The sequence below is a fragment of the Longitalea arenae genome (assembly GCF_016924755.1).
Lineage (GTDB): Bacteria > Bacteroidota > Bacteroidia > Chitinophagales > Chitinophagaceae > Niastella > Niastella arenae.
In genome coordinates, this window is record NZ_JAFFJX010000015.1 from 82,703 (window position 1) to 108,227 (window position 25,525).

At 46.3% G+C, this 25,525-nt stretch carries 17 protein-coding genes and 1 tRNA gene; 8 read left to right on the forward strand and 10 right to left on the reverse strand.

The window, feature by feature from the left end:
* Nucleotides 1-314: 314 nt before the first annotated feature.
* The 3 genes from trxA (JT717_RS23070) to dnaE form a co-directional block, all read right to left on the reverse strand.
* Entirely contained in the window at nt 315-734 is a 420-nt protein-coding gene (gene trxA / locus JT717_RS23070) for a thioredoxin (RefSeq protein ID WP_240348373.1), read from the reverse strand.
* 90 nt (nt 735-824) lie between these two features.
* Nucleotides 825-1,142, reverse strand: a complete 318-nt coding sequence (gene trxA, locus JT717_RS23075; RefSeq protein ID WP_205513397.1) for a thioredoxin — start codon at nt 1,140-1,142, stop codon at nt 825-827.
* A gap of 223 nt (nt 1,143-1,365) precedes the next feature.
* Entirely contained in the window at nt 1,366-5,007 is a 3,642-nt protein-coding gene (dnaE, locus tag JT717_RS23080) for a DNA polymerase III subunit alpha (protein ID WP_205513398.1), read from the reverse strand.
* 327 nt (nt 5,008-5,334) lie between these two features.
* Here dnaE and JT717_RS23085 point away from each other — a divergent pair, with 327 nt between their 5' ends.
* The gene (locus JT717_RS23085; RefSeq protein WP_205513399.1) at nt 5,335-6,108 is read left to right on the forward strand and encodes a C40 family peptidase; all 774 of its coding nucleotides are present in this window, start codon (nt 5,335-5,337) and stop codon (nt 6,106-6,108) included.
* A 376-nt stretch (nt 6,109-6,484) separates the two neighbouring features.
* On the opposite strand, the gene JT717_RS23090 is transcribed toward JT717_RS23085, so the two are convergent.
* From JT717_RS23090 to JT717_RS23100, 3 genes are all read right to left on the reverse strand, one after another.
* A complete protein-coding gene (locus JT717_RS23090; RefSeq protein ID WP_205513400.1) occupies nt 6,485-6,919 on the reverse strand; it encodes a sensor histidine kinase in 435 nt (144 codons plus the stop codon).
* Nucleotides 6,920-7,298: 379 nt separating this feature from the next.
* Nucleotides 7,299-8,801 carry a lipopolysaccharide biosynthesis protein gene (locus JT717_RS23095; RefSeq protein WP_205513401.1) on the reverse strand — a complete coding sequence of 501 codons (1,503 nt, stop codon included), beginning with the start codon at nt 8,799-8,801 and terminating at the stop codon, nt 7,299-7,301.
* 189 nt (nt 8,802-8,990) lie between these two features.
* The gene (locus JT717_RS23100; protein WP_369411735.1) at nt 8,991-10,724 is read right to left on the reverse strand and encodes a M1 family metallopeptidase; all 1,734 of its coding nucleotides are present in this window, start codon (nt 10,722-10,724) and stop codon (nt 8,991-8,993) included.
* A gap of 77 nt (nt 10,725-10,801) precedes the next feature.
* Here JT717_RS23100 and JT717_RS23105 point away from each other — a divergent pair, with 77 nt between their 5' ends.
* Nucleotides 10,802-12,427, forward strand: coding sequence for an ABC transporter substrate-binding protein (locus JT717_RS23105; RefSeq protein WP_205513402.1), 1,626 nt, complete (start codon nt 10,802-10,804; stop codon nt 12,425-12,427).
* Between the two features lie 57 nt (nt 12,428-12,484).
* Here JT717_RS23105 and msrA read toward each other — a convergent pair whose 3' ends face one another.
* Both msrA and JT717_RS23115 read right to left on the reverse strand, forming a co-directional pair.
* A complete protein-coding gene (gene msrA / locus JT717_RS23110) occupies nt 12,485-13,141 on the reverse strand; it encodes a peptide-methionine (S)-S-oxide reductase MsrA (protein ID WP_205513403.1) in 657 nt (218 codons plus the stop codon).
* A gap of 257 nt (nt 13,142-13,398) precedes the next feature.
* Nucleotides 13,399-14,262 carry a hypothetical protein gene (locus tag JT717_RS23115; RefSeq protein ID WP_205513404.1) on the reverse strand — a complete coding sequence of 288 codons (864 nt, stop codon included), beginning with the start codon at nt 14,260-14,262 and terminating at the stop codon, nt 13,399-13,401.
* 156 nt (nt 14,263-14,418) lie between these two features.
* Between JT717_RS23115 and JT717_RS23120 the strand changes: the two genes are divergently transcribed.
* On the forward strand, nt 14,419-14,865 hold the full coding sequence (locus tag JT717_RS23120; RefSeq protein WP_205513405.1) for a hypothetical protein: 447 nt from the start codon (nt 14,419-14,421) through the stop codon (nt 14,863-14,865).
* A 90-nt stretch (nt 14,866-14,955) separates the two neighbouring features.
* A complete protein-coding gene (locus JT717_RS23125; protein WP_205513406.1) occupies nt 14,956-17,070 on the forward strand; it encodes an endonuclease MutS2 in 2,115 nt (704 codons plus the stop codon).
* A gap of 169 nt (nt 17,071-17,239) precedes the next feature.
* Here the strand turns inward: JT717_RS23125 and JT717_RS23130 are convergent, their stop codons facing one another.
* A complete protein-coding gene (locus JT717_RS23130) occupies nt 17,240-17,677 on the reverse strand; it encodes a CBS domain-containing protein (RefSeq protein WP_205513407.1) in 438 nt (145 codons plus the stop codon).
* Nucleotides 17,678-17,888: 211 nt separating this feature from the next.
* A complete protein-coding gene (locus tag JT717_RS23135) occupies nt 17,889-18,806 on the reverse strand; it encodes a hypothetical protein (RefSeq protein WP_205513408.1) in 918 nt (305 codons plus the stop codon).
* Between the two features lie 353 nt (nt 18,807-19,159).
* Between JT717_RS23135 and JT717_RS23140 the strand changes: the two genes are divergently transcribed.
* The 4 genes from JT717_RS23140 (at nt 19,160) to JT717_RS23155 (ending at nt 25,525) form a co-directional block, all read left to right on the forward strand.
* A tRNA-Ser gene (locus JT717_RS23140) sits at nt 19,160-19,246 on the forward strand.
* Nucleotides 19,247-19,613: 367 nt separating this feature from the next.
* Nucleotides 19,614-20,207, forward strand: coding sequence for an RNA polymerase sigma factor (locus JT717_RS23145; protein ID WP_205513409.1), 594 nt, complete (start codon nt 19,614-19,616; stop codon nt 20,205-20,207).
* Between the two features lie 100 nt (nt 20,208-20,307).
* Nucleotides 20,308-21,636 carry a FecR family protein gene (locus JT717_RS23150; RefSeq protein ID WP_205513410.1) on the forward strand — a complete coding sequence of 443 codons (1,329 nt, stop codon included), beginning with the start codon at nt 20,308-20,310 and terminating at the stop codon, nt 21,634-21,636.
* Between the two features lie 454 nt (nt 21,637-22,090).
* Complete coding sequence (locus JT717_RS23155; protein WP_240348375.1) at nt 22,091-25,525, forward strand: TonB-dependent receptor; 3,435 nt, start codon at nt 22,091-22,093, stop codon at nt 25,523-25,525.

Below are 25,525 nucleotides of genomic sequence, written 5' to 3' on the forward strand. Positions count from 1 at the left end.
GCTATTTTGGTGTGTTTATGTGAACCGTGCTACGGTTTACAACCGTGACAGGGTCGTCTGGTATTTACAGTATAAAATTTACAATGGTTCGTGTTTATTCCGCTGCGACAGAATATACGCGAACCATGGCCAGCATAAAGGGTATGACGTAGCAATATAGCGGATAAATTTTAAATCCCAATAGGCTCGTGTAATAATTAAGGCGACCGGGTAGGGAGCAATAAAAAAGCGATCCTGTTTCAGGATCGCTTATTAATTTTTGGCGGACCGCACAGGAAACCGCTTATTTGTATACATACATTCTTTTTGTTCGCTTACATATGCGCTTTGATCTTTTTATCAAGCGTGCTCTTCGAAACAGCGCCTACCACCCGGTCTATCACTTTCCCGTTCTTAATGAACAGGATCGTGGGAATGCTCCGGATGTCATACTTCATACATACATTCGGGTTATGGTCAACATTCAGTTTGCCAATATTTACTTTACCGCTGTATGTATTTGCCAGGTCTTCTACCACAGGTCCTATTCTGCGGCAGGGGCCGCACCAGGTGGCCCAAAAATCAACCAGGGTCAATTTATCTGAAGCAAGTACTTTTTTTTGAAAATTGGCATCGGTGAATTCTACTGTACCACCGCCGCTGGTATTGTCAGCAGCTGCCGCCATTTGGTGATTGGCCAGCATAAACAGGGCTATTACCGGAATTAAAAGCGAAAACAAAAAAGATGATCTCATGTACGAAATTAATTGAATGATGTATAAAGATAATAAAGCCGGTCACGGTTTCAAATCGTGACCGGCTGAAAATTCTTTATAAGCACCGGCTTATATATGCTGTTCGATCTTTTTTACAAAGTTGCTTTTAGGTTGTGCACCAACCAGTTTATCTACCACTTTACCACCTTTGATGAAAAGGATAGCAGGGATGGAAGTAACACCATAGTTAATTGATAACTGTGGGTTATGGTCAACGTTTACTTTACCTACGTTCACTTTGCCATCGTATTCTTTCGATAATTCTTCAATTACCGGCCCGATCGCGCGGCAGGGACCACACCACTCAGCCCAAAAATCAACCACCGTTAATTTATCAGAGTCGAGGACTTTGTCCTGGAAGTTTGTGTCTGTGAATTCTAAAGCCATAAAGTATATATTTTAATGTGTAAAGTTTATAAATAAATTCTTAAACGTTTTGCAAAGTTTTAAACCTGTTGAAAACCTGGCTGGTTGCTTTGCATCGGTCAGAAAGACCGTAACACGGTTACAATCGTCGAATTCTGTGCCACTCCATTTGTTTACCATTCCTGTCAGGTCTTTTCAACTTGTTTTAGTGGCAAAACATTGATCGAGTTGATCTTATCGCCTTTTATGCGGTGACAACCTGCACATCCAATTCGGGGCGGCTTTGGAGAAAAGCAGCCATTTCGTCATTCATCTCAAATCCATTCTCGATGGTCGCGAGGCTCACCCGGCATAAAGTCTTCATATCCTTTACATTGAATTTCAAGCCTGAACGCCCCGGATAGCTTTTCATGTTCTTTTCGAAGAACCTGATCAGCTCCTCGGTGATATACCTTGCTTCAACATCTATTATAACCTGTTTGGTAAGGTTTTGTTTAATGCTCTCCAACAAACTGATCTTGTCGATCTTGAATTCAAACTCGGTCTTATTGAACCGCGGTTTGAACTGGCCGGTCAGGAAGAGGTTCTTGCCTTTCTCGAGGTAATTGGTGAAACGCATATAGTCGTCACTCCAAAGCATGAACTCGCTTTTGCCGGAATAATCTTCTATGATAAAAGACCCGAACTGACGTCCGGTACGGGTAACCCGGTGCTGGGCATCAGTTACCAGTCCGGCCAGCCGGAAAGGACGGCCCGGGTTGCTTTGCAGGGCCAGGGTTTCTTTTATTTCATTGAACTCGGCCATGGTAGTGATACCATAATGTTTTATTTCGAACCGGAAATGATCGAGCGGGTGGCCACTCATGAACATACCGGTCACTTCCTTTTCGTAGTTCAGTAATTCGGTTAATGACCAGGGTTGGCAGGGCGGGATCTTGGGCGGCTGAATGTCCATCACCGTAGGCAGGTCGCCAAACAGCGTATTGCTGGCATGTGTGGTTTGCGCCTGGAAGATATTGCCGAACCGCACGATCTTTTCCAAACCGGAACTGGTATCGTTTTGCGGAATAAAGAAGTATTGCGCCCGGTGCAGATCGGTAAAGCAATCGAAGGCGCCGGCATAGATAAGACTTTCCAGCGTTTTCTTGTTCACCGTACGCTGGTTAACGCGTTTTATCATATCGAAGACCGACACATAGGGACCGCTTTTTTCCCTTTCTTCGATCAGGCTTTCTACCGCTGCTTCACCTACGCCCTTCAATCCGCCAAGTCCGAAACGGATATCCCCGTTCTTATTGACCGAGAAACCTTTTTTCGATTCGTTGATATCAGGACCCAAACAGTTTATGCCCATCCGTTTACATTCTTCCATGAAGAAGGTGATCTTTTCAATATTGCCGGCGTTGTTAAGCACTGCCGCCATGTATTCCGAAGGGTAGTGGGCTTTGAGGTAAGCTGTTTGATATGCCACATAGGCATAACAGGTAGAGTGCGATTTATTGAAGGCATACTGGGCGAATGCTTCCCAGTCGGTCCAGATCTTTTCCAGTTTATCAGCGGGATGTCCTTTCTCAGAAGCCCCTTTGATGAACTGGGCTTTCATTTTATCGAGCACCGCTTTTTGCTTTTTACCCATCGCTTTACGCAGTACGTCAGCATCTCCTTTACTGAAGCCGGCGAGTTTCTGCGCCAGCAACATTACCTGCTCCTGGTACACGGTAATACCATAAGTATCTTTCAGGTATTCCTCCATTTCAGGAAGATCGTAGGTGATGGTCTCACGGCCATGTTTACGATCGATAAAGTTGGGGATATAGGCAAGCGGACCCGGCCGGTACAAGGCGTTCATGGCGATGAGGTCAGAGAACTGGTCAGCTTTGAGGTCGCGCAGGTATTTTTGCATACCCGGACTTTCGAACTGGAACGTACCTACCGTTTCTGCCTTTTGATATAATTCAAATGTCTTTGGATCGTCTAATGGGATGGTCTCAATATCGAGGTCAACGCCGTGGTTCTCCTTGATCATCCGCAAGGCGTTCTTGATGATGGTGAGGGTTTTCAAACCCAGGAAGTCCATCTTGATCACCCCGGCGTCTTCAATGATACTACCCTCTATTTGGGTAACCCATAGGCTGGAGTCCTTGGCGGTACAAACCGGTATCAGGTCGGTGAGGTCCCTGGGGGCAATGATGATGCCCGCCGCGTGGATACCGGTATTTCGTACAGAACCTTCCAGCCTTTCTGCTTCGTGCAGAACAGTGGCGGTAAGTCCCTGGCCATTGTAGATTTCGCGCAGCTTTTTAATGACCTCGATTTCATCGGGGCCGATGCCTTCTTTTTCTTCCAGTGATTTCTCACCGTCCCTGGCTGTCAGCGGCGCATGCAATACGCGGCCCAGTTCAATTCCTGGCTTTTCAGGCACCATTTTCGCCAGGGCATTCGATTCGGCCAGGGGCAGGTCCAATACCCGCGCTACGTCCTTGATACTGCTTTTGGCAGCCATGGTGCCATAGGTAACGATCTGCGCCACCTGGTTCTTACCATATTTTTCCACCACATAATCGATCACTTTCTGGCGGCCTTCATCGTCGAAGTCGGTATCGATATCCGGCATCGACTTACGGTCGGGGTTCAGAAAGCGCTCGAACAGCAGGTTGTATTTGATGGGGTCTATGTTCGTGATGCCGATACAGTAAGCCACCGCGCTACCGGCAGCTGATCCACGACCCGGACCAATAAATACGCCCCGTTCGCGACCCGCTTTGATGAAGTCGCTCACAATAAGGAAGTAACCGGCAAAACCCATGGTCTTGATGGTGAAAAGCTCAAAATCGAGCCGCTCCTGGATGTCGGGCGTAATATCAACATAGCGCTCTTTGGCGCCTTCGTAGGTGATGTGCCGCAGGAATTCCCATTGGTTCAGGTTGTTGTCTTCATGCACCTGGAATTCTTTGGGCAAGGGGAATGCGGGCAGCAGGATATCTTTTTTCAGGTTCAGCAGTTCAACCCGGTCAACGATCATATTGGTATTATCGATCGACTCGGGAATGTCGCTGAACAGCTTCTTCATTTCCTCCTGCGTTTTAAAATAAAACTGGTCGTTGGGAAACTTAAAGCGGCGGTCCTTTATGTTGGTATCGTCGTTTACAAAGTCATCGAAGCCCGGGGTACTTTTCTTTTCACCGGTATTGATACAAAGCAGGATGTCGTGGGCGTTGTAATCGTCCTGATCGGTATAATGGCTGTCGTTGGTGGCAATAACAGGCACATTGTATTTTTTCGAGAACTTCAGCAGCACCTGGTTAATGATCTCCTGTTCTTTCAGGTTGTGCCTTTGTATTTCTATGAAATAGTCTTCGCCGAACATATCGAGCCACCATTTGAATTCCTGCTCGGCTTTTTCTTCACCGTCGTGCAGGATGGTTTGTGGCACATAGGCGCCTATACAGCAGGTAGTGGCGATGAGGCCTTCCTTATATTGCTCAATAAGGCCTTTATCAATCCGCGGATATTTGCTGTACATTCCCTCTATATAACCGAGACTGGTTAGTTTAACGAGGTTCTGGTAACCGGTTTTATTCTTTGCCAGCAGTACCTGGTGGTAGCGTTCGTCTTTTACTTCTTTTGAAAATATTTTCCGGTGCCTGTCTTCTACCACATAGAATTCGCAGCCCACGATCGGTTTTACTTTCAGGCTGCCATCTTCATTTTTATGTTTATAAGCTTCAGAAACGAATTCGAAGGCGCCAAACATATTGCCATGGTCGGTAATGGCAATGGCGGGCATGTTGTCTTTGATGGCTTTTTTATACAACGCCTGGATCGACGCTGCGCCATCTAACAACGAAAACTGGGTATGAACATGTAAATGAGAAAACTTGCACATGGGTCGTTCTTGTTAGAAAGTTCTAAGATGCTCATTTCCAATTGGAAACCTGCCTGAATAAAAACACGAAATTGTGGTATAAAGTTCTTTAATCAATAGTGAACGGGAAGAATTTCTATCCACAAGCCTGAATAAATTAATTAGGCGGAAAATGCACAGCTTAAGCCTGATGGCTAAAAGAGCCTTCCCCTTTTGACTATCGGGTTTTGCCTTAAGCCCTCAGCCTTAAGCAGTAAGCGTTTTATTTAGGCATTTGGCAATGTATTTGCTATTTTTGGGCCCATCCCCGGTTAACCCGGGAGCCTTGCAACTAAAAACGTCCAACCTGTGAAGTATCTGATTATCATTATATCCGTCCTGTTGATGCAAACCGCTCCGGCGGCCGCCCATCATCCGTTCTTCTGGGAGAAGCTGACGGCAGACACTGCTGTTTACCCGGCGGATGATCCTGAGTTCCTCGAAGATATTGTTGCAGGGGGCAATGAAGCCAGCCAGGATAGAAAGTCAAAAAAGAAAAGTGCTGACAGATCTTCGAAAAGCACCACTACTACGAGATCAAAAAGAGTTACCAGTCCCAGCCAGAAGCTGGCCGCATTAACGCCGGAAGAGGAGAATATGATCTCCGATCTGAAAAGCAGGAACCGTAAAGCGATTGGTATCGAGCTCCTGGCTCCCTTACAATTCAAATATGCCATTTTACTGGATATGCCCGTAGAAATGATCAATGACAATAAATTACTGGAATTGATCGACAGCTGGTATGGGACCAAATACAAATATGGGGGCGATTCGAGGGAGGGCATTGATTGCAGCGGTTTCGCGAGGGCATTTATGAGTTCCTATTACAATGTGGAATTGACCAGGAGGTCGGAAGACCAGTATAAACAATGCACTACCAAAGTAAAAAAGAAGAAATTAGTACAGGGCGACCTGGTGTTCTTTAAAACAAGGGGTTCGAAGGGGGGTATCACCCATGTGGGCATCTTCCTGTGTAATAACAAATTTGTGCATGCATCTACCAGCAGCGGCGTGATTATCAGCGATCTGGACGAAGAATATTACAAGGCGCGATACGCCGGGGCCGGACGGATCGTTAAATAACAGACAAGAGACAATTGGCAAGAAATTTCAATGATTGCCTTTGCTGCAATACCAATTGTCTTTTGCCCTTCATCGATTTTCGCGGGATATTACCTCAAATTCTATTCAAAGAGTACGTTACCATTTTGCTAATTGGCCGATTGCTGATTGCCAATTGGCTCCGATTCCCCACAGGATATTGGAATTAACATTAGCGCAGGGGCACGATTTTCCAAAGAGAATATTGAATTAACTTATAGCATCACGGGTACGTTTTATTGCTTGCTTGCGCTTTTCCGGGGCTTATTGGACCTTCGATTGCTCATTGGATATTGGATCAATTTATACTGGGGACTCCATTGTGACATTAGCACATTACCAAATCAGCACTTCGATCCTAGGCTGCCACGGAGAGGGTAATAACCGTTCCTTCGTGGCGCTGGTTATAGATATTGATGTTTCCACCCATGCTGCGGGCTGCCGCTACTATCTGGGAAAAGCTATGGGCTACGGTGCTATAATAATTAGCTCCATTGTTCTTTACGCGGATCTGTACGCCTTCCGGCTTCTTTACGGCTTCTACCCGGATGCATACGCCATGTGAACCGGCGATTGCATTGTTAATGAGGTTGCCAACGATAAAGGCCAGCACCTGCTCATCGGCATGCAGCTGGAAAGACTCATCTATATCATTTATAATGAAACTGTTCTGGTTTACAGCCAGGGGAACGAAGCTGTTCATAAGCTGATCAACCAGTTTGTGCAGTGGGACGGGATTAGCTGTTTGGGTGAATGTTGATGTGGCAAATTGGGGAACTGACAAGCTTTTCATAAATGGAATTTATAATGGCGAAATAAAAAGTCTCAAAGGGATACGAACTAAAAACGGAATGTATACGCTACGGATCAGTTATTGTCATCATTGTAAGGATCAGCTATATTTTATCAGGGACCTGTTCAAGAACTCCAGCATTGTGTTGCTGAGTCAAAGTAACGAAGCGAAATGAGGCAACGCATCAAAGAAGGTGTTCTTCTATAGAAAAATAATCTAAAGCATAAAAATGCACTAAAGGTTTTCCTGTAAAATTCTGGTGTTCTTTTCCGCAATCGGTTACACCGATTTTATAGGATAAGTGATATTTTTACACTTATTAACGTTAGTTTGACAATTGATGTTAATGAAATGCAAATAAAAGTGAATGTGGATATTCTTATTTCCTGCTTTTGATCCCGAGTCTTTTTTTAATTGTTTCCAGAACAGGTAATACATCCGGAGAGAGTTGTAAATACAATACACCCGTGCCAAACAATAATACAAACAAAGCACTGCGCAGGATGATATAGCCAATGCCCTGGGAGTTATGGAACAACCAATAGCAGGGTAAATAAGCTGCAGCGCCCAATAAGACGGTATACAAACTTTTTATAGTGAAGGGCTGCATATGGAATTTCCGCCATAAGAAAATACACCGGATGCCATTGTAAACGATCATTGCAAAAAGATTGGCAATGGCAGGGCCTACCGCGCCATACTCTTTGGTAAGAAGATAATTCAGCGGTAAGGTGATCGCCACCAATATCATTCCACTGATAAGCTCGACTTTCCAATAGGTACTGGTGCCAATGATCTGCGAATTCACGCCGGTGCCCATATCCACTATTTTTTGTAGCCCGATGAATAAGAAAACAAAGCGGGCATCGAGGTAGCCCTGCTTTAAATGGAAGGTGAGCACCCCATCGGTAAAATTGAGCCATATCAGCAGGAACATGGCTATGGAAAAAATTAACTGGTTAATACTGCTGCGTTGGTAAATACGGTGCAGGCGGCCGAAATCCTTGTCCTTCCAGGCCTGCGCCAGGGCTGGCAGGGAGGCGGCATTGATCGCTCTTTGCGGGGCCTGCACCAGGCTGGATATATTTTGCGCCAGCGTATAAATGCCCACATTGGCCATACCGCTTGCTACAACGGCGCCGATCACCAGCGTATCGAATACCTGTGAAATGTTAAGCACCAGGGTGCCCATCCACACGAATAATCCGAGGCGGATTATTTTCTTATAGAACTTTTTGGTGACGCGGCTAAGCGTAAAGGTTAAATGGAATTGCTTTTTATACACCAGGAAACCAAATAAGGCAAGTGCAATGCCTGCATAGGTCAATGCATACAGCTTTATGAACAGGTCGAAATTCTTGATCACGCCCATAAACAAAAGCACGATCAAAATGGTGGCAAAGAGCCGCCACAGGATCTCTTTCAGGAAATTGGTGACTACCGATTGGCGCAATTGCCAGGCATACGCTTCGAGAATGGTGAACAGGGAGAGTCCCAGGCCGAAAGGAAAAAGCCAGTAATAGTAATAAATGATCTCGGGAGAATGTTCTGCATACTTTCTGATCACAAAATCTTTGAACACAAAACCGCTGATCATCACAAAGGCGAAGGCCATTAGGCTGGTGACCAGGGCCACCGTGATCATGTCGTTCTTTTCCGGCGGCAGGTTATCGTTGTAATAGGGATAAAATTTATAAATATAGTAGGTGACCCCAAAATTGGAGAAAGCGAGCATTATGGTAGCAAAAGCCATGAACGACCCGATAATACCGTATTCTGCTTCAGCAAATCCCTTTGCATACAGGTAAGTATTCAACAGGCCGATCGCAAATCCTATATACACCAAAATGGAAGAAATGATACTTTGCCGCCGTATGCTCATTGTTTCTTTAATTCAGAATTGTTTACTGGATGTCAGATCTCCGGTTATCAGGTTGGCAGTTTGCAGTTCATAGTTATTGCGCATTTTAAGATTTGCCTATAAAACACTAACTCTTCGCATTTCAGGTTGATATCAAATAGTTAACAATTGGAACATCAACGGAAACTGCCAATTGCGAATTGCCAACTGTCAATTGCCCGCTTTTTTCACATTGACATAAAAATTCCTGTCAACACTAAAATTCGCGGCATTCGCATTACCCGTAACGATCGTCCATTCTTCATTCGGGCGGATCCATTTTTCCTCACTGCCCCATTTGATCTTTACCGGCATAGTAAATCCTTTAATGCAATTGGTGAACCGGATCCGCAGCTCTTTTCCCCTGATCAAATATTCCAGGGTCGGGATCTGGGTGGTGCGAAGATATTGATCAAAGACCTTTGAAAGATCAATGCCCGATTCACGGCTCATATAGTTTTCCACTTCTTTGGTGGTAACCGTTTTGTGGTAATAGGTTTTGTTCAACCCGCGCAAAATGGTGCGAAAGGCAGAATCGTTGTTGATGATCTGCCGGATGGTATGTAAGAGATTGCCGCCCTTGTAATACATGTCACCGCTGCCTTCCTGGTTCACGCCATAGGGACCGATGACGGGAATGTCGTTCTGGATCAATTTGCGGGTGCCAATGCAATACTCGTTACCGGCCGCTGCGCCATATTCACAGGTGGTGAACAGGGTCTCGGAATAATTGGTAAACCCTTCATGCACCCACATATCGGCAATATCATTGCTGGTGATATTATTGGCAAACCATTCGTGCCCGCTTTCATGTACAATAATAAAATCCCATTTGCTGCCCCAGCCGCTGCCCGAAAGATCACGGCCCAGGTAGCCGTTCTTGAATTCGTTGCCATAGGCGACCGCACTTTGATGCTCCATGCCCAGGTGCGGCGCTTCTACCAGTTTGTACCCATCTTCATAAAAAGGGTAGGGGCCGAACCAGTATTCAAAACATTTCAGCATGGGCTGAACCTGCCTGAACTGTTTTTTGGCTTTTTCAAGATCGTAATCCAGCACCCAGTAATCGCAATTCAGCCGGCCTTTTTCACCGCTATAGTCCTCATGCCAGGTTACATATTTGCCAATGTATGGAACAATGTTATAATTGTTGATCGGATTGGTGACCTGCCAGGTATACACGGTAGTTCCATTGTTGCCGGGTGTTTTGGCCTGCAGGCGGCCATTGGCCACGGCTACCAGGGTATCAGGTACTGTTATACTTACACTGGCGCCGCTGTCGGGTTCATCGCTTTGGTGGTCTTTACAGGGATACCATACACTGGCGCCAAGGCCCTGGCAGGCTACGGTCATCCAGGGACGGCCCTGTTTATCCTTGCTCCACACCCAGCCGCCATCCCAGGGCGCCCGCAGTGCTTCGCGCGGTGTACCATGATAACTCACTTCTATGACCTGCGTTGAATTTGCCCTGAGATCGGGCATGGTCACCCACCAGGCATTGCCATCCTGCTGAAAGGAGAGCTTTCTTTTGTTTTCCAGGGCCTGATTACCCGATACGGCGCTATTGCCGGTTTCTGCGCCTAAAAAGATGCTGTCGATGACCATGGGTTCCTGCAGGTCGAGCTGCAGTTTATTCCCGCCTCTTAATACGCGAATGGTGAGGCGGTTTTTTCCCTGGATGGATTTGGTGGTATAATCGGGGGTTAGCTGAATATCGTAGCGTAAAACGTTCCACCAGGCCCTTTCAGGGGTAATGGTGCCCCGCAGGGTATCCTGGCGGGTATACTGCTTCTTATGGTTCAACGGTTGTGCGTCGCAGGAAGCAGCAATGAAAAGGAGGAGTGAGCAATGAAGGATTAAAAATAAAAAAGTATTCGATGAACGGCTTTGTTTTATCTGAATCACTTGATATATTTTAAATTAGCAAATTAGCAGATCGCGAACACGCCGAAAGCGGACTGGCGTTTGCTAATTTGAAGATTATGAATCGTAAAGTTATATTTTTTGCGGTCTTTTACGGCGCCATTTTATTGAATGCATGTGGCAGCCGTACAGGCGGTAATAAACAGGTGTTCCACTACAATGAAGCTACCGGTATTGCAACCCTCGACCCTGCTTTTGCCAAGAACCAATCGATCATCTGGGCGGTTCATCAGCTGTACAATACACTGGTTGAAACAAACGAAGCCCTTGAGATCGTACCTTCGCTGGCCTATAGCTGGGATGTATCGGCTGACCGTAAAGTGTATACGTTCCATTTACGGCCTGATGTTTTTTTTCATGACAGCGATGCTTTTCCGCAGGGAAAAGGCCGTAAGCTGACCGCCTTTGACGTAGCATATAGTTTTAGCCGCATCATTGACCCTGCCACCGCCAGCAGCGGCGCCTGGATCTTTAACGAGCGGGTGGCCGATAAAGAAGCTTTCAGGGCGCTGAATGATTCTACTTTTCAGCTGACCCTGAAAAGGCCCTTTGCGCCGATCCTGGGTTTGTTAAGCATGCAGTATTGTTCCATTGTGCCCAGGGAGGTTATCACAAAATATGGCGCTGATTTCCGCAGCCATCCCTGTGGAACCGGTCCGTTCAAATTCAAAGCCTGGGAAGAAGGCCAGGCCATGATCCTGCAGAAGAATGAAAAATACTTCGAGCGCGACAGCAGCGGAAAGCCCCTGCCTTACCTGGATGGAATCAAGATCACGTTCTTCGACAACAAGGCCACCGAGTTCCTGTTGTTCAGGCAGGGTGAGCTGGATTTTATCAATGATATTGATCCTTCGTTCAAAGATGAGATCCTGACCAAAAAAGGCGAGCTGCATAAAGAATGGCAGGGTAAGATCATCTTATCGAAACATTCCTACCTGAATACGGAATACCTGGGTATTTTAATGGAAAAAGACAATGCCCTGGTGAATCAATCGCCATTGCGCTTTAAACAGGTTCGCCAGGCGATCAATTATGGGTTCGACCGGCGCAAGATGATCATGTACCTGTATAATTCGAAGGGAATGCCGGCCGAAAGCGGATTTATTCCAGCCGGTCTGCCTTCTTTTGATTCTGCTGTGGTAAAAGGGTATAGGTATGATCCCGGAAAAGCCCGGGTCTTATTACGGGAAGCCGGTTTTCCCGATGGGGAAGGGTTACCGGCGATAAAATTGCTTACGATTGCCACGTACAGCGATATTGCCGGTTTTATTGCCCGTCAGCTGGAAGAGATCGGTATTAAGATCCAGATAGAAGTGATCCCTAAAAGCCTGTTACTGGAACATACGGCCAAATCGGAGGCTTTGTTTTTCCGGGGCAGCTGGATCGCCGATTTTCCGGAAGCAGAAAATTACCTGAGTGTGTTTTACGGCAAAAATCCGGCGCCGCCTAATTATACACGTTATCAGAATCCACGCTTTGATGCATTATATGAGCAGGCCATGGTAACGGAGGACGATAGCCTGCGGTATAAATTGTACCAGCAAATGGATCAGCTGGTGATCGATGATGCACCGGTAGTGCCCTTGTGGTACGATGAAGTGATCAGGCTGGTGCATCCGCATGTGAAGGGCTTTCATGCAAATGGCTTAAATTTGCTGGAATTGAGACGAACGTATCTAAAATAGTTTATGGTTTATAGTTTATCGTTTTTCCACAAACCACAAACTACAAACCACAAACCTTTAGTGTTTAAGTTTACTCTTAAACACCTTCTGAAACTTTTCCACCTTTGGCCTGATCACAATATTGCAATAAGGCTGTGCGCCGTTCTGGTTGTAATAATCCTGGTGGTAGTTCTCGGCCACATAAAACTTGTTAAAGGGCGCGATCTCTGTAACGATCGGATTATTGAATGCGCCGCTTTTATCGAGTTCCGCCTTGTACTTTTCGGCTTTTTCTTTTTGTTCATTATTGTGATAAAAGATAACGCTCCGGTATTGCGTGCCTACATCATTGCCCTGCCGGTTGAGCGTGGTAGGGTCATGTGTTTGCCAAAATACTTCCAGCAGTTCATCATAGGTGATCTTCGCGGGATCGTATACGATCTGCAGGACTTCCGCATGGCCGGTATTGCCGGTACATACCTGTTTGTAAGAGGGGTTGTCAACATGTCCGCCGCTATAGCCCGAAGTTGCAGAAATTACACCATCCAATTGCTGAAAGATAGCTTCCGTACACCAAAAGCAACCGTTACCAAAAGTAGCGGTATCGGTCGCAGCGTTCGTAACATTATTTGTATTTGTTGTCATATCCTTACTTATATGCTTTTTTGCTTGTTTTTGCGCACAGGAAAACAGGGTGGCCAGGGTAACCAGGGCACTGGTAAAGAGCAGCTTCATACCATATTGATTTAACAGATGAATCATTGTTTTGTTATTAAACACACCATATACGCGGGCTGTGCTGTGGCAGATGTTAATGAATTACAAAAGTACCCAAATAAAAAACTGCATCCGGCGGATGCAGTTCAAAGTTCACTGTTTTATGTTTAAAGTTCCGGGATTATTGAAATAATGAAGTTTGATTTGAGTTTTACAAATTGAGGCTGTATTGATTATCACATTATCACATTGTCACATTATCACATCATCACATTCTATCTGTGTCTTCTTCTCACTGTAGTTGTCGTTCTTGAATATTTCCTGCCCCGGGGTCCATGAACAGTCGTTGTTTTTTTGGTCACCCGGTAATTGTTCACTGCGACCTGGTGGCGGGTTCTTACGGTAACCGATGAAACGCGCATGGGCTGGTAAATGCGGGGCGCTACAATAACACGCCTGGTGCTAACTACAGCATAATGCGGGCGGTAGCGGTAACGAACCGGGCGGTACACATGCCAGGCCAGCGGGCGCCAGGGGCGATACGAAACAGGCCGGGTGCGCCAGCTAAAGGGAGAAACCCATACTACATAAGAGGGGGCGTAAACATAGCGCACACAAGGCCATGCCCAAACATTCACAACGATGCCGAGGGCCGTGTTATCGGTATCTGGACCACTGCCCAGCCTTGAATTGTTTTGGATATAAGCATGATCGCGACTGTCGTCCGGTTCAACTATGATTTCTTCCCCAAAAATGTCTTCATCGCCTACGATGTCGATCACCGCATTTTCTGAACCGGTCTTTTCCAGTTCTATCACTGCGATGTCCTGGTTTTCGTTTTCAGACACCAGGGCCTGCAGCACGAAGATCTGCACCTCATTTTCACGTTTGCTGACCACGCGGATATAATCGGTATTGCCATCTTCATTGAGATCGAGGTTGTTCACCTTGCTATCTTCGGTATTGAGCAATTTTTCAAATTCTTCGGGAGAGGCTGCTTTCTTAAACAGCTCAAGCGCACCCTGGAGGCTGAAATTATCACCGGGTACACGGGCCGAATCGGGTAAGGAATGGCGGGTTTGGGCTTGTAAAGTGCTGGCAGAAATGAAAATAAGCACTCCGGGTATAAGATGCTTCATGTTGCAATTGGTTTGCAGTTCAGACGGGAGATCGGCGAGAAAGTTTAACTGCTGTAAAGCGGGAAAAATTAATATATTAATTTCCTGAATATATTGGAAATGAATTGCAGGATCAAATCGCCTTTTGTATTATTACGCCTGCTATATGGATTTAATATGAAGAAGTTTGAAAATTTCCTGATCGTTCTGGTGCTGGTATTATTGTTTTTCAGTGCATCGAAGCATAGTGATGTGTCAATCGATATTCATTTGCATGATACTTTTTACGTGATCAACAGCGCCTATGTAACGGGTTGGTTTGCGTTATGGCTGCTTATTGTTTTTTTTCTTTTTAAACTGATCAGGCGGCGCCGGCAGTATATAAATCCATTATTTACGATCACTTATAATGCCCTCACCCTGTTATTCTTTGGTGGCTTCCTATGGCTGGGTTTGTATAACGCGCCTGCCAATGGCGTTGGCTTTACAAATGCTGAGATCGATGGCCTGATATTCCGTAATCAAATGCGCGTGGTGTTTGCCTGGTGCCTGCTTGCTGTTCAGGTTATTTTTCTACTATATTTTGCTGTTCAACTGTTAAAAAAGCCTGCCGTCCAACGCTAGGGTGCAATCTATGATGTTATTCCGGGGCAGCACATCATTCCACTACCAAAAAACTATACTACCTTTGCCGGTTCGAGAGGAGTTATTTATATGAAGTTTTTTCCGGAATCGGCGTTATCACAACTGGAGTTTGATAAAGTAAAGGCCTTGCTTGAAGAGCATTGTAAAACGGAGTATGCGAAAAGCAAGTCGCAGGAACTGCGCATTCATACGCGCAAAGAGTTTATTGAACTGGAGTTACGACAAAGCCACGAATACAAATTACTGATAGAGCACAGCATGTATTTCCCGAATGATTACGTGCTGAATTTAGCGAAGGAATTACGTTTGCTCGGCATTCCCGGCGGCGTATTGACCGGCGAACAGTTTATCCAGGTGCGTAAACTGGCAGAAAGTATGCAGAACATTTTCCGCTGGTTCGATAGTGACCGGCGGCTGGCCTATCCCGCGCTGGTAAAGGTGATCGAAGACACCTATTATGAAAAGGTGATCATGGAGCTGATCGACGATGTGTTGCTTGAAAATGGCGAGGTGAAGGACAATGCATCAGAAGACCTGGCACGCATTCGCAGTACTTTATACAGGCGCAGGACCGAATTGCGCCGCCTGTTCGACAAGATCGTGCAGAAGCTGAGCAAAGCGGGTTATACCGCTGATATAGATGAAGCGTTTTTGAACGGACGCCGTGTGGTGGCCATTGTGGCTGAGCAAAAACGCCAGGTAAAAGGGATTTTACATGGCGAAAGCGATACCCGCCGCACTTCTTTTATTGAACCGGAAGAGACCATCGAGCTGAACAATGAGATCTTTTCCCTGGAAAATGAAGAGCGCCGGGAAGTGTACCGCATCCTGCAGCAACTGACCGCGCGTTTAGCCATGTACGCTCCTTTGCTGAAGACCTGGCACCAGGTATTGGGTGAATTTGATTTTATTCAGGCTAAGGCAAAGCTGGCGCTGGATATGAACGGCAGCTTTCCATTGTTGAATGATAAAGCGCATGTGCATCTTGTGCAGGCATACCATCCATTGTTATACCTGTACAACCAGCGATCTAAAAAAGCCACCATCCCGGTTGATGTAACGCTGGATGAAAAAAATCGCATCCTCGTTATTTCGGGGCCGAACGCAGGTGGTAAAACCGTTACCATGAAAACGGTAGGCCTTACCCAACTGATGATCCAAAGCGGTTTGCTGGTACCCGTACATCCCAATTCGGTGTTTGGGATCTTTAAACAGATCATGATACATATTGGTGATACACAAAGCATCGAGTTTGAGTTAAGTACCTATAGTTCGCACCTCCTGCACATGAAGCATTTTATTGAAAATGCCAATGGCAAGACCCTCTTCTTCATCGATGAGCTGGGAAGCGGTAGTGATCCCAATTTAGGCGGTGCCTTTGCAGAGGTGATCATGGAAGAACTGGGACATAAACATGCGATGGGTATTGTTACCACCCACTACCTGAACCTGAAGGTAATGGCCAACAAAACGCCGGGTATCATTAACGGCGCCATGGCTTTTGACGAAAAGAGTTTGATGCCTTTATATAAACTGACTATTGGTAAACCGGGTAGTTCCTATACTTTTTCGATAGCCGAACGCATCGGCCTCGATCAACGGTTGATCAATCGCGCCCGCAACCTGGTAGAAGAGGATCATTTCAGGCTCGACAAATTGTTGAACCGCACCGAGCAGGACCTGCGTGAAATTGAAAAGAAGGAAAAGGAACTGACCAGGCTTATTAAAGAGAATGAAAAGCTGCAGAAGGAAATGCAGCAGGTGATCAATAAGGAAAGGCATCAGCAGCAGGTTGAATTATTGAAACACCAGAACAAGGTGACCGAGGACCGGATCGCTTACCTGAAGGATATGGAGCGTAAGCTGAAGCAGCTCGTATTTGACTGGAAGAAAGCCGAAGATCAGGAAGATAAAAAAGAGCTGATCAGGCAAATGCATGCCCTGCTGTTCAAACAACACCAGAAACAGGCAACGGAAAAAGTGAAGAAAAAGATCAATTCAAAATATGATGAGGTAGGCGGTGAGGTGCAGGTAGGGGATAAGGTGCTGATGAAGAAGAATCACCAGGTGGGGGAGGTGAAGGAGATCCGTGGGAAAAAGGCCGTGGTACAACTGGGTTTAATGCCTATTACGGTTTCCGTGGATGATATTGTGGTGGTTACTGAAAAACAGAGTGAAGATTAAGTTTATTGAGTTATTGAGTTATTGGGTTATTGAGTATTGGGTTATTGAGTTATAACTTACAAACTGAATAACTAATGAACTTAATAACTTGTTTCAATTGATGAATCTTACCGAAATAAAAGGGGCCCACAACAGTTGGGCCCTTTTTCTTGAATGCCAGCCTGCGGCTTTATAAGCTGGAGTGCAGGTAGTCTTTTAATTGGGTGATTGTTTCCTCTTGCGACAGGATCGTTTCTTTTACCACATCATTAATGGAAATGATCCCGGTTACTTCTGCGTCGTCGAATACAGGCAGGTACCGGATGTTTTTTTCGGACATTAACTGCATGCAATAGTCAACTGTATCGTGTGCCGTAACGCGAGGCAGGTCGGAAGACATGATCTCCGATACCATTGTGTCGGTAGACGATTTTCCATTCAGGACCACCTTGCGCGAATAATCACGTTCAGTAACAATGCCCAGGTAGTGGCCATCTTCTAAAACCATCACGGAACCGATATTTTGATCGGCCATGATCTTCAGGGCTTCCAGTACGGTAGTATTGGGAGAAACGGTAGTAATATGGCTTCCTTTACGAAGCAGAATATCGGCCACTTTTTTATTCATACAGCAATGTTTTGGTGAACAATCATTTAAAGTAAATTACAAAAAAGCGAGGGAAAAACAAGGCGGGCTGGCGTTTTATGTGAAAAACACGGTGTTTTTAAAGCTTTATTGACGGGGAAAATATTTTTTTTCACACTTCTACCGGTCAAACAACGAATTTGGGGAAGCTTAATAAGTAAGGCGTACATTCCGGAACATTCATCCCCGGCTATTATGGCCGTGCAAAATCTACGGTGGGTTTCAACACACCACGGGCTGCGTTATAGATTGGTCCACCCAATCCCGTAGGCAGCCCGTCGGTCATAAGCGGAATAGTGGTGGGGTTGAAACTGCCGGTGATAAAACGGCCGATACAGGCACAGTCAAAATGCAAGCCCAGTTCAGGTGTTGGCACCACGGCAAAGGTCGTAATGGGCCCGGGATAGGCGAAAGAGGCGCCATTAAGCCCTGTTGCTTTATTCACAAATACAATGGTGCCCGAAGTGCCACTTGTATGCATCACATATAACTGACCATTACAGTTAAAGGTCAAACCACGTGCGTTCAGTCCCACCGGCAATGGATTTGGCAAACAATTTACCGTAGGCGCGCCGGGCAGTCCCAACCTTACGATGCGGTTATTGGGCGCTACAGTGCCACGGTTGATGGCGTAGTAAGCGCCTGTGGTTTGATCCCTTTCCACATCGCTTAAATTGAGGACAATGCCGCAGGTGTTGGTAGCAGGCGTTATGCTTACGCAATTCGGATCGGTAAATCGGAGAATGGCATTTGGTACCGGCGATCCGGTGATGCCGGTGGTGCCATAAAAGATACCGGTTGCAGGATCATAGGCCAGGCCACTGGCATTGCGAATGGGGGTGCCGCTGCAATCTTTCAGCTGGTTGGTACCGCTTACCACGTAAGGAACTACCGTAACTGGACCAGCGCCCGGCGAGCCGGTCACTTTATAGATAAAAGAAGCACCTGAAGCAGAATCAACAGCCAGATTGTACATGCCAGGCTGGCATTCTTCGGTGGTGCCCGTTTTGCTGCCAGATAACGATGATGATGGATCGGCAGTAGTGTTTTTTTTACAGGAAGCAATGGTTAATAGTCCAAAGACAAGTGATATAAGGTTTAATCGGTTCATATAAACGATTTAAGTGCCTGCATTCACGCAGTCAGGCTTTACGCCTTACTCTGTTAAGGATTTTCAGGAACCTCCCCATTATTCCGGGAATAATGATCTTACTATGGAATAACAAATGGGAACCGGATTAAAGAGATGGATAATTCCGGAATGAAGTGTACGCCTTTGTTTAAAGTTATTGCATTCACCTGATATGGATACACGTAATTGTACGCAATGCCCTCCGGGAATACTGGACCGAACAGGCATATACAACCGTAATATGTATTTGGAAGGTGATCATTGCTGTGCAACCAGGGCTGATAAATTTGCTTTGCAGGTTTATCGGAAACGCTTAATTTAGACACCCTTTCGGAAAGGTGCCAGAGTGGTCGAATGGGACGGTCTCGAAAACCGTTGTACGGGCAACTGTACCGAGGGTTCGAATCCCTCCCTTTCCGCAAGTCTTCCTCACAGAACCCCGGCAGTGCCGGGGTTTTTGTTTGGAACGGATGAGACGAACTTGTTCGGATCAGCCGTGAAAACAAAAAGCCGGGCGGCTATAGCCGCCCGGGTTCTGTGAGGAAGACTTAAGCCTCCCACACGGGGATCGCCGAAGGCAATCCCTGGCTTGCCCGGACGGTGCATAGAAATAAAAAATGAAAAGGCACGAAGTGCCTGCGTTGCTTTTGACTTAAGCCTCCCACCCGGGGATCGCCGAAGGCAATCCCTGCACCATACCATTAAAATATACTTAGCGCCATCCGGCACCTTTCCTATTATCCTAAAATTAAAGTAAGTTTACAGCCCCACCTCTGAGATAAGGCGTTGGATAATAGGCAAATAAATATCGAGAAAGAGTTGTTTTCCCGCGTTGCGCAGGGAGATGAGGAAGCGTTTAATACCTTGTTTCACGCCTATGTGCCCAGGCTGCATACACTGGTAATGAAAGTGACCCGGTCGGAAGCGGTGGCGAAAGATATTATCCAGGAGGTATTTCTGTATTTATGGATGGACCGGGAATCGCTTGCCGACATCGGGGTGCCGCAAAACTGGATCTTTAAGATCGCTTATAACCGCTCTTATAGCTGGCTGGCCCGGCAGATGTCCCGTAACCAAAAATACAGCGAGTTCAAACTACAACACCCGGCTGAGGGGGATGACAGCCTGGAGCACACCGTTTCCCTCAATGAAACGGCCCGGCTGATCCACGAGGCAACTGCGTTATTGCCAGAGCAGGCCCGCAAGATTTTTCAACTAAGCCGCGAAACCGGGCTCAAAGCGGCAGAAGTTGCCGATCAACTCGAGATCTCTGTACAAACAGTTCGTAACTCACTCGTACGATCGGTAAAATTCATCAAGGAATACCTGGCCCAGCATGGCATTGTACTACCCGCACTGCTCATTTTATACATTATGTAAGTTTTTTTTCATGATGATAGGTATGTTTTCTTTTCCCATCGTACATAATTAATGGCGGGGCCCCAAGCCCTGCTTTTTTGATCCATAATTCAATAATGTCATGGACAGACTGCTTAAAGACGAACTGCTTGCATTGCTCGGGAAAGCCAGGGCTGGTGACGCCACCGGAGATGACTATTCCCGCATAGCAGCGATCATCAACAGTGACAATAGCGGTGAACTGATCGCCCAGGTTGATAGCTTTCTGGCACAGGAAGAACCGGTTCCTTCCAGGCATGTTGAACCTTATGATCAGGATTATTGGCAGCGGGTCTTCCTCGAGATGAAGGAAAGCTGGCAAACCCGGGGCCGGTTATCTGCAGTGAGCCATCCGGAGGCAAAGCCCCACCGGCGCGCTGTATGGCAGCGCTGGTTAGCTGCCGCATCCATTCTTCTCGTACTCGGCGTTGGCATCTACTTCCTCGTAAACACAAGATCTCCGCAACCAGTTGCCAGCTCCACTGAGATCTTACCCGGAAAAGACGGCGCTATTTTAACCCTGGCTGATGGTTCCAAAGTTTTGTTAGACAGTATCCAAAACGGAGTAGTTGCCATGCAGGGCGGTACAAGGGCAAAGATTGTTGATGGTACACTTATTTACGAGGGCCGGGGCAGCGAAGTGGTTTACAATATCATGTCTACCCCGAAAGCCCGCAAGTTTCATATAATACTGCCCGATGGAACTGAAGCCTGGTTGAACAGCGCCAGCTCTATTCGATATCCCACCACGTTTACAGGAACTGAACGCAGGGTTACAGTAACAGGTGAAGTATATTTTGAAGTGGCCAAAAACGAGAAGATGCCCTTCCGCCTGAATGTAAATGATAAGGCCGAAATAGAAGTGCTGGGAACGCATTTCAATGTAAAGGCCTATGAAAACGATTCCCTCATAAATACAACACTCCTGGAAGGCTCCATTGCGATTTCTGTTGCTACCGGCCAGCACCAGCAAACTGGTCTCTCCTCACAACCTGGTAAAAAAGGCCGGATGGAGAGTAGAGAAAAGCTTATTCTGAAGCCTGGGCAGCAGGCGCAGATCCTGGTTGGCGAGAAGAAAATGCAGGTGAAAGCGGCGCTCTCTGCTGCGCAAAATACGGCCGGTGGGGAAGCCGGGGCGGGGGTTACTGTCATTAACAATACTGATACAGCCAAAGTGATGGCCTGGAAAAATGGCGTATTTGATTTCAATGATATCACATTTGAAGACGGAATGCACCAGCTCGAGCGCTGGTATGATATAGAAGTCGTCTATGAAAAAGGAATACCAACAGACATAGAGCTGAATGGGAAGCTCAGTAAAGATATTGCGCTAAATGACCTGGTAATTATATTGGAAAAGATCGGCGTGCAATGCCGCCTGGAAGGAAGAAAATTGTACATAGAACGTTAATTCAATCCGCTGTAAACCTGCCTTATCTTATCATCCGGCCTGCGCTCAAAAGCAGGCTGGTCGCTGGTTTCAAGACAAGCCTTTTCCGCTAGGGAAAAGTACTTATAACTAAGAATAAAACTGCCTTAACAAAACGATTGCCATGCAAAAATCACAAATTACATAACTGCCATTGGGTAAAACCAAACCGGAAGTGTCGTCAGCACTTCCGGAGAAAGTTCAGTTGCCCAAAACGAAAGTCTGTAATCTCCATTTTTTAACAACCAAACGTTTGCAACTTATGCAAAAAAAATCAATTGGTTCCGGATTTTCTATGCCCTGCCTGACCGCATTTTCAGATCGGTTGCCGGCATTTGGGCCTGGGTTCGCCGGAGCAATCACCAAAACGCTGCTTGCGATAGGATCGAATGCCATTACATCTTATCGCTGTGTCGGAAAAACTACCGTTCTAGCGATGAAATTGACCATTTTTTTTATTGCCATTGCTTTTTTCTCGGCCCATGCCGAGGGAACAGCCCAGAACATCACGATCTCGGGCAGGAACCTGCCCTTAAAGACAGTGTTCAGTGCTATTGAAAAGCAAACCGGTTATGTGATCTTCAATAATAAACGTGATCTTGACGAGTCTAAGACAGTCACCATATCGGCCCACAATCTTCCATTGAAAGATGTGCTGGATATCATTCTTAAAGACCAGCCCCTGGAATATTCCATTACCGGTAAAACAATCGTGCTGTCGCGCAGGCTGCCCGTTATCTCTACAGATCATCCTGAAATAGCCCGGATCCCGATTACAGGAACCGTGGTGGACGCAAAAGGCTTGCCGCTCGATAATGTATCGGTTGTCATTAAAGGTAAAAATAAGGTCGGCACTACGACAAATGCATCGGGAGAATTCCGAATAGAAGCGAATGAAGGTGATGTGCTCGTTTTTTCGATTGTTGGTTACCTGGAGCAACAGGTTACCGTAGGAAAAAATACGAATGTCAGTATTACCTTAACGGCGATCGATGCAAAACTCGAAGAAGTCGTTGTGGTTGGTTATGGCACAACCAAAAGGAGAGACCTTACCGGCGCAGTTGTATCGGTGAAACCCGATGAGATCACCGCCCGCCCTGGGCCCAATCCCATGGAATCGCTGCAGGGCAGAGTGGCCGGTTTAGACATTACCCGGTCATCAGGGCAACCCGGCGCTGCTCTGAATATACAATTGCGGGGTAACCGCTCCTTTACTGCCAGCGGCACTCCATTGTTTATCATCAATGGCCTGCCCGGTGATTACGCTACCCTGAACCCCTATGATATTGAATCTATTGAAGTATTGAAAGACGCTTCCTCAACGGCCATGTATGGTTCTGCAGGTTCGAACGGGGTGATTATCATTACTACAAAAAGCGGGAAAGCAGGAAAATTAAGCATAGATCTCAATACTTATTACGGGTATAATGGCTGGTCTGTGACCCCTAAAATGCGCACGGGAGACGCCTATTTGCAAACCAAGCGCGATGCTTACAGTTATGTGTGGGATGCTGCCAACAAACAATGGACAAGGACCGGTGCGCTTTGGCAATCAGAAGCAAATGATGAAGCTATTTTCGGTGCTCAACGCTATGCTACTTTCCAGGAAGGCTATTTTGCCGACTGGGCAGATCTTTTCCTGCAAAAAAATGCGGCCACCCAAAACTATAGTATCGGTGTATCTGGCGGTAATGATAAGACCAAGGGCTATATCTCTTTCAATTACACCGACGAAAAAGGGCAATACTTCGGCGACCGTTATAAGCTCTTTGCATCCACTATGCGGATAGATCATAAAGTAAAGAACTGGATCACGATCGGAAGCAGCCTGCAGGCTTCGTATGTAGACCGGGACAAAGCGCAGGACAAACTCGAGAATGCGCTGGTAACGGATCCGCTGGCCAGGCCTTACAAAGCCGATGGCACCCTGAACCCCGATCTTGGTAATAACGTATATAACCTGTTACTCAATAATCAGCCCGGCGTATATGGCAATGTAGACAATAACCTGCGGCTCTATGTAAATCCTTATGTAGAGATCAGGCCATTAAAAGGCCTGAGCTTTTTGTCGCGCCTGAGCACCTGGCTTAATTTCTCCAACACTTACCGTTTCGATGGTATCGGTTCCGTAAACTATACTTATGCCAATGCCGGCATTGCCAGGGCTTATGTTGATCAGAACCGCCAAACCGGTTACCAATGGGAGAACATTCTTACCTATAATTTTAAAGTGGCAAACGACCATGCTTTTACATTGACGGGCATTACTTCCTGGTATGATAACAGCAATACCAACACGTCTATGACCCAAAGCAATATTTTGTCGAACAATTTCAAATGGTACAAATTTACCGGTGATGTAAACACGACGGCGACATCAGAATACACGATGTCGAAGACCCTGGGTTTTATCGGCCGTTTGAATTATTCTTACCGGGGCAAATACCTGCTGCAGGCTTCTGTGCGCCGCGATGGGTCTTCTGTACTGTACAAGGATAACCAATGGGATAATTTCCCGGCAGTTTCAGTAGGCTGGAGGATCTCTGACGAGTCGTTCATGGATGGCGCCACCAGCTGGCTGAACAACCTGAAACTGCGGGTAGGCTGGGGTATTACCGGAACAGCCAAAATCAACCCGTATAGCTCAGTAAACAACCTGGAATCAACCAATATGTCGTTGGGCGGTGTAACGCAACCCATTTACCGCCAATCGCAGTTTATTACCAACCCGGAATTAGGGTGGGAAAAATCCTACAATACGAACATCGGGGTAGATGCGGCATTCCTTAAGAACCGGATCGACGTTTCATTGGATCTTTATGATACAAAGACCAAAGGCGTTATCTATAGTGTTACCGCCCCGATCATTTACGGTACCTACCGGCCTGGTACACAATATCAAACCAACCTGAATGTATGCGAAACGCAGAACAGGGGTATAGAACTGGCATTGAACACGCGTAACGTTGTTACCAAGGACTTTACCTGGAATTCATCGGTTGCTTTTTCTTACAACAAAGAGAAGATCCTGCGATTGACAGGTGGGGTAGCGAACAATATCGCAAACGATGTGTACTCGCTTACGATCGGTCAGCCGGTACGGTCTTTCCGTAATTATAAACTGGATGGCGTTTGGCAGATCGGGGAAGAAAATGATGCCGCTGTATTTAATAAAAGGCCGGGCGACCTGAAAGTAAATGTTCCGGGTATGACCCGCCTGGGCGAAGGTGTATATACGAAAACAGCCGCAGATGGTACGGTGAACTATTATTATAATGATCTGGCGGAAGCGCAGAAATACAATCCTGCGCTGGTAGACGCCACCAGAAGATATACCTATAGCGCCAACGATTACCAGATCCTGGGGCATAATACACCCGACTGGTCATTGGGATTCCAGAACAGTTTCAGCTATAAGAATTTTGACCTGACTATCTATTCCTATTTCAGGTGGGGACAAATGATCAGCTATAACATGATGGGATGGTACCAGCCGAATTCATTCGCCACCAATGCCAGCCCGTCGAGAACAATCCCAGAGCATTTCAACTACTGGACGCCAACGAATCCAACGAACGATTTCCCGATGATGAACTACCTGGAAACGAGTTCAACAATGACAGGCTTTTCGGGTTTGAACTTTGTGGATGGATCCTTCTTTAAGATAAAAAATATCACGCTTGGTTACACCTTGCCCAAAGCGCTTATAAACAGGATGTCCATAGAACGTTTCCGCTTATATGGCACTGTTACGAATCCATTGATCATTGCCAGGAGCCATTATTTAAAGAACTATGATCCTGAAATGAACGGTTCACTCGAATATCCATTGACCAAACAAATTGTTGTGGGTCTGAATGTGACCCTTTAA

What these genes read in the sequence shown, in the direction of transcription:
- trxA (WP_240348373.1), bottom strand. Translation starts at nt 734, where the DNA reads ATGAGATCATCTTTTTTGTTTTCGCTTTTAATTCCGGTAATAGCCCTG.
- trxA (WP_205513397.1), bottom strand. Translation starts at nt 1,142, where the DNA reads ATGGCTTTAGAATTCACAGACACAAACTTCCAGGACAAAGTCCTCGAC.
- dnaE (WP_205513398.1), bottom strand. Translation starts at nt 5,007, where the DNA reads ATGTGCAAGTTTTCTCATTTACATGTTCATACCCAGTTTTCGTTGTTA.
- JT717_RS23090 (WP_205513400.1), bottom strand. Translation starts at nt 6,919, where the DNA reads ATGAAAAGCTTGTCAGTTCCCCAATTTGCCACATCAACATTCACCCAA.
- JT717_RS23095 (WP_205513401.1), bottom strand. Translation starts at nt 8,801, where the DNA reads ATGAGCATACGGCGGCAAAGTATCATTTCTTCCATTTTGGTGTATATA.
- JT717_RS23105 (WP_205513402.1), top strand. Translation starts at nt 10,802, where the DNA reads ATGAATCGTAAAGTTATATTTTTTGCGGTCTTTTACGGCGCCATTTTA.
- msrA (WP_205513403.1), bottom strand. Translation starts at nt 13,141, where the DNA reads ATGAAGCTGCTCTTTACCAGTGCCCTGGTTACCCTGGCCACCCTGTTT.
- JT717_RS23115 (WP_205513404.1), bottom strand. Translation starts at nt 14,262, where the DNA reads ATGAAGCATCTTATACCCGGAGTGCTTATTTTCATTTCTGCCAGCACT.
- JT717_RS23120 (WP_205513405.1), top strand. Translation starts at nt 14,419, where the DNA reads ATGAAGAAGTTTGAAAATTTCCTGATCGTTCTGGTGCTGGTATTATTG.
- JT717_RS23125 (WP_205513406.1), top strand. Translation starts at nt 14,956, where the DNA reads ATGAAGTTTTTTCCGGAATCGGCGTTATCACAACTGGAGTTTGATAAA.
- JT717_RS23130 (WP_205513407.1), bottom strand. Translation starts at nt 17,677, where the DNA reads ATGAATAAAAAAGTGGCCGATATTCTGCTTCGTAAAGGAAGCCATATT.
- JT717_RS23135 (WP_205513408.1), bottom strand. Translation starts at nt 18,806, where the DNA reads ATGAACCGATTAAACCTTATATCACTTGTCTTTGGACTATTAACCATT.
- JT717_RS23150 (WP_205513410.1), top strand. Translation starts at nt 20,308, where the DNA reads ATGGACAGACTGCTTAAAGACGAACTGCTTGCATTGCTCGGGAAAGCC.
- JT717_RS23155 (WP_240348375.1), top strand. Translation starts at nt 22,091, where the DNA reads ATGAAATTGACCATTTTTTTTATTGCCATTGCTTTTTTCTCGGCCCAT.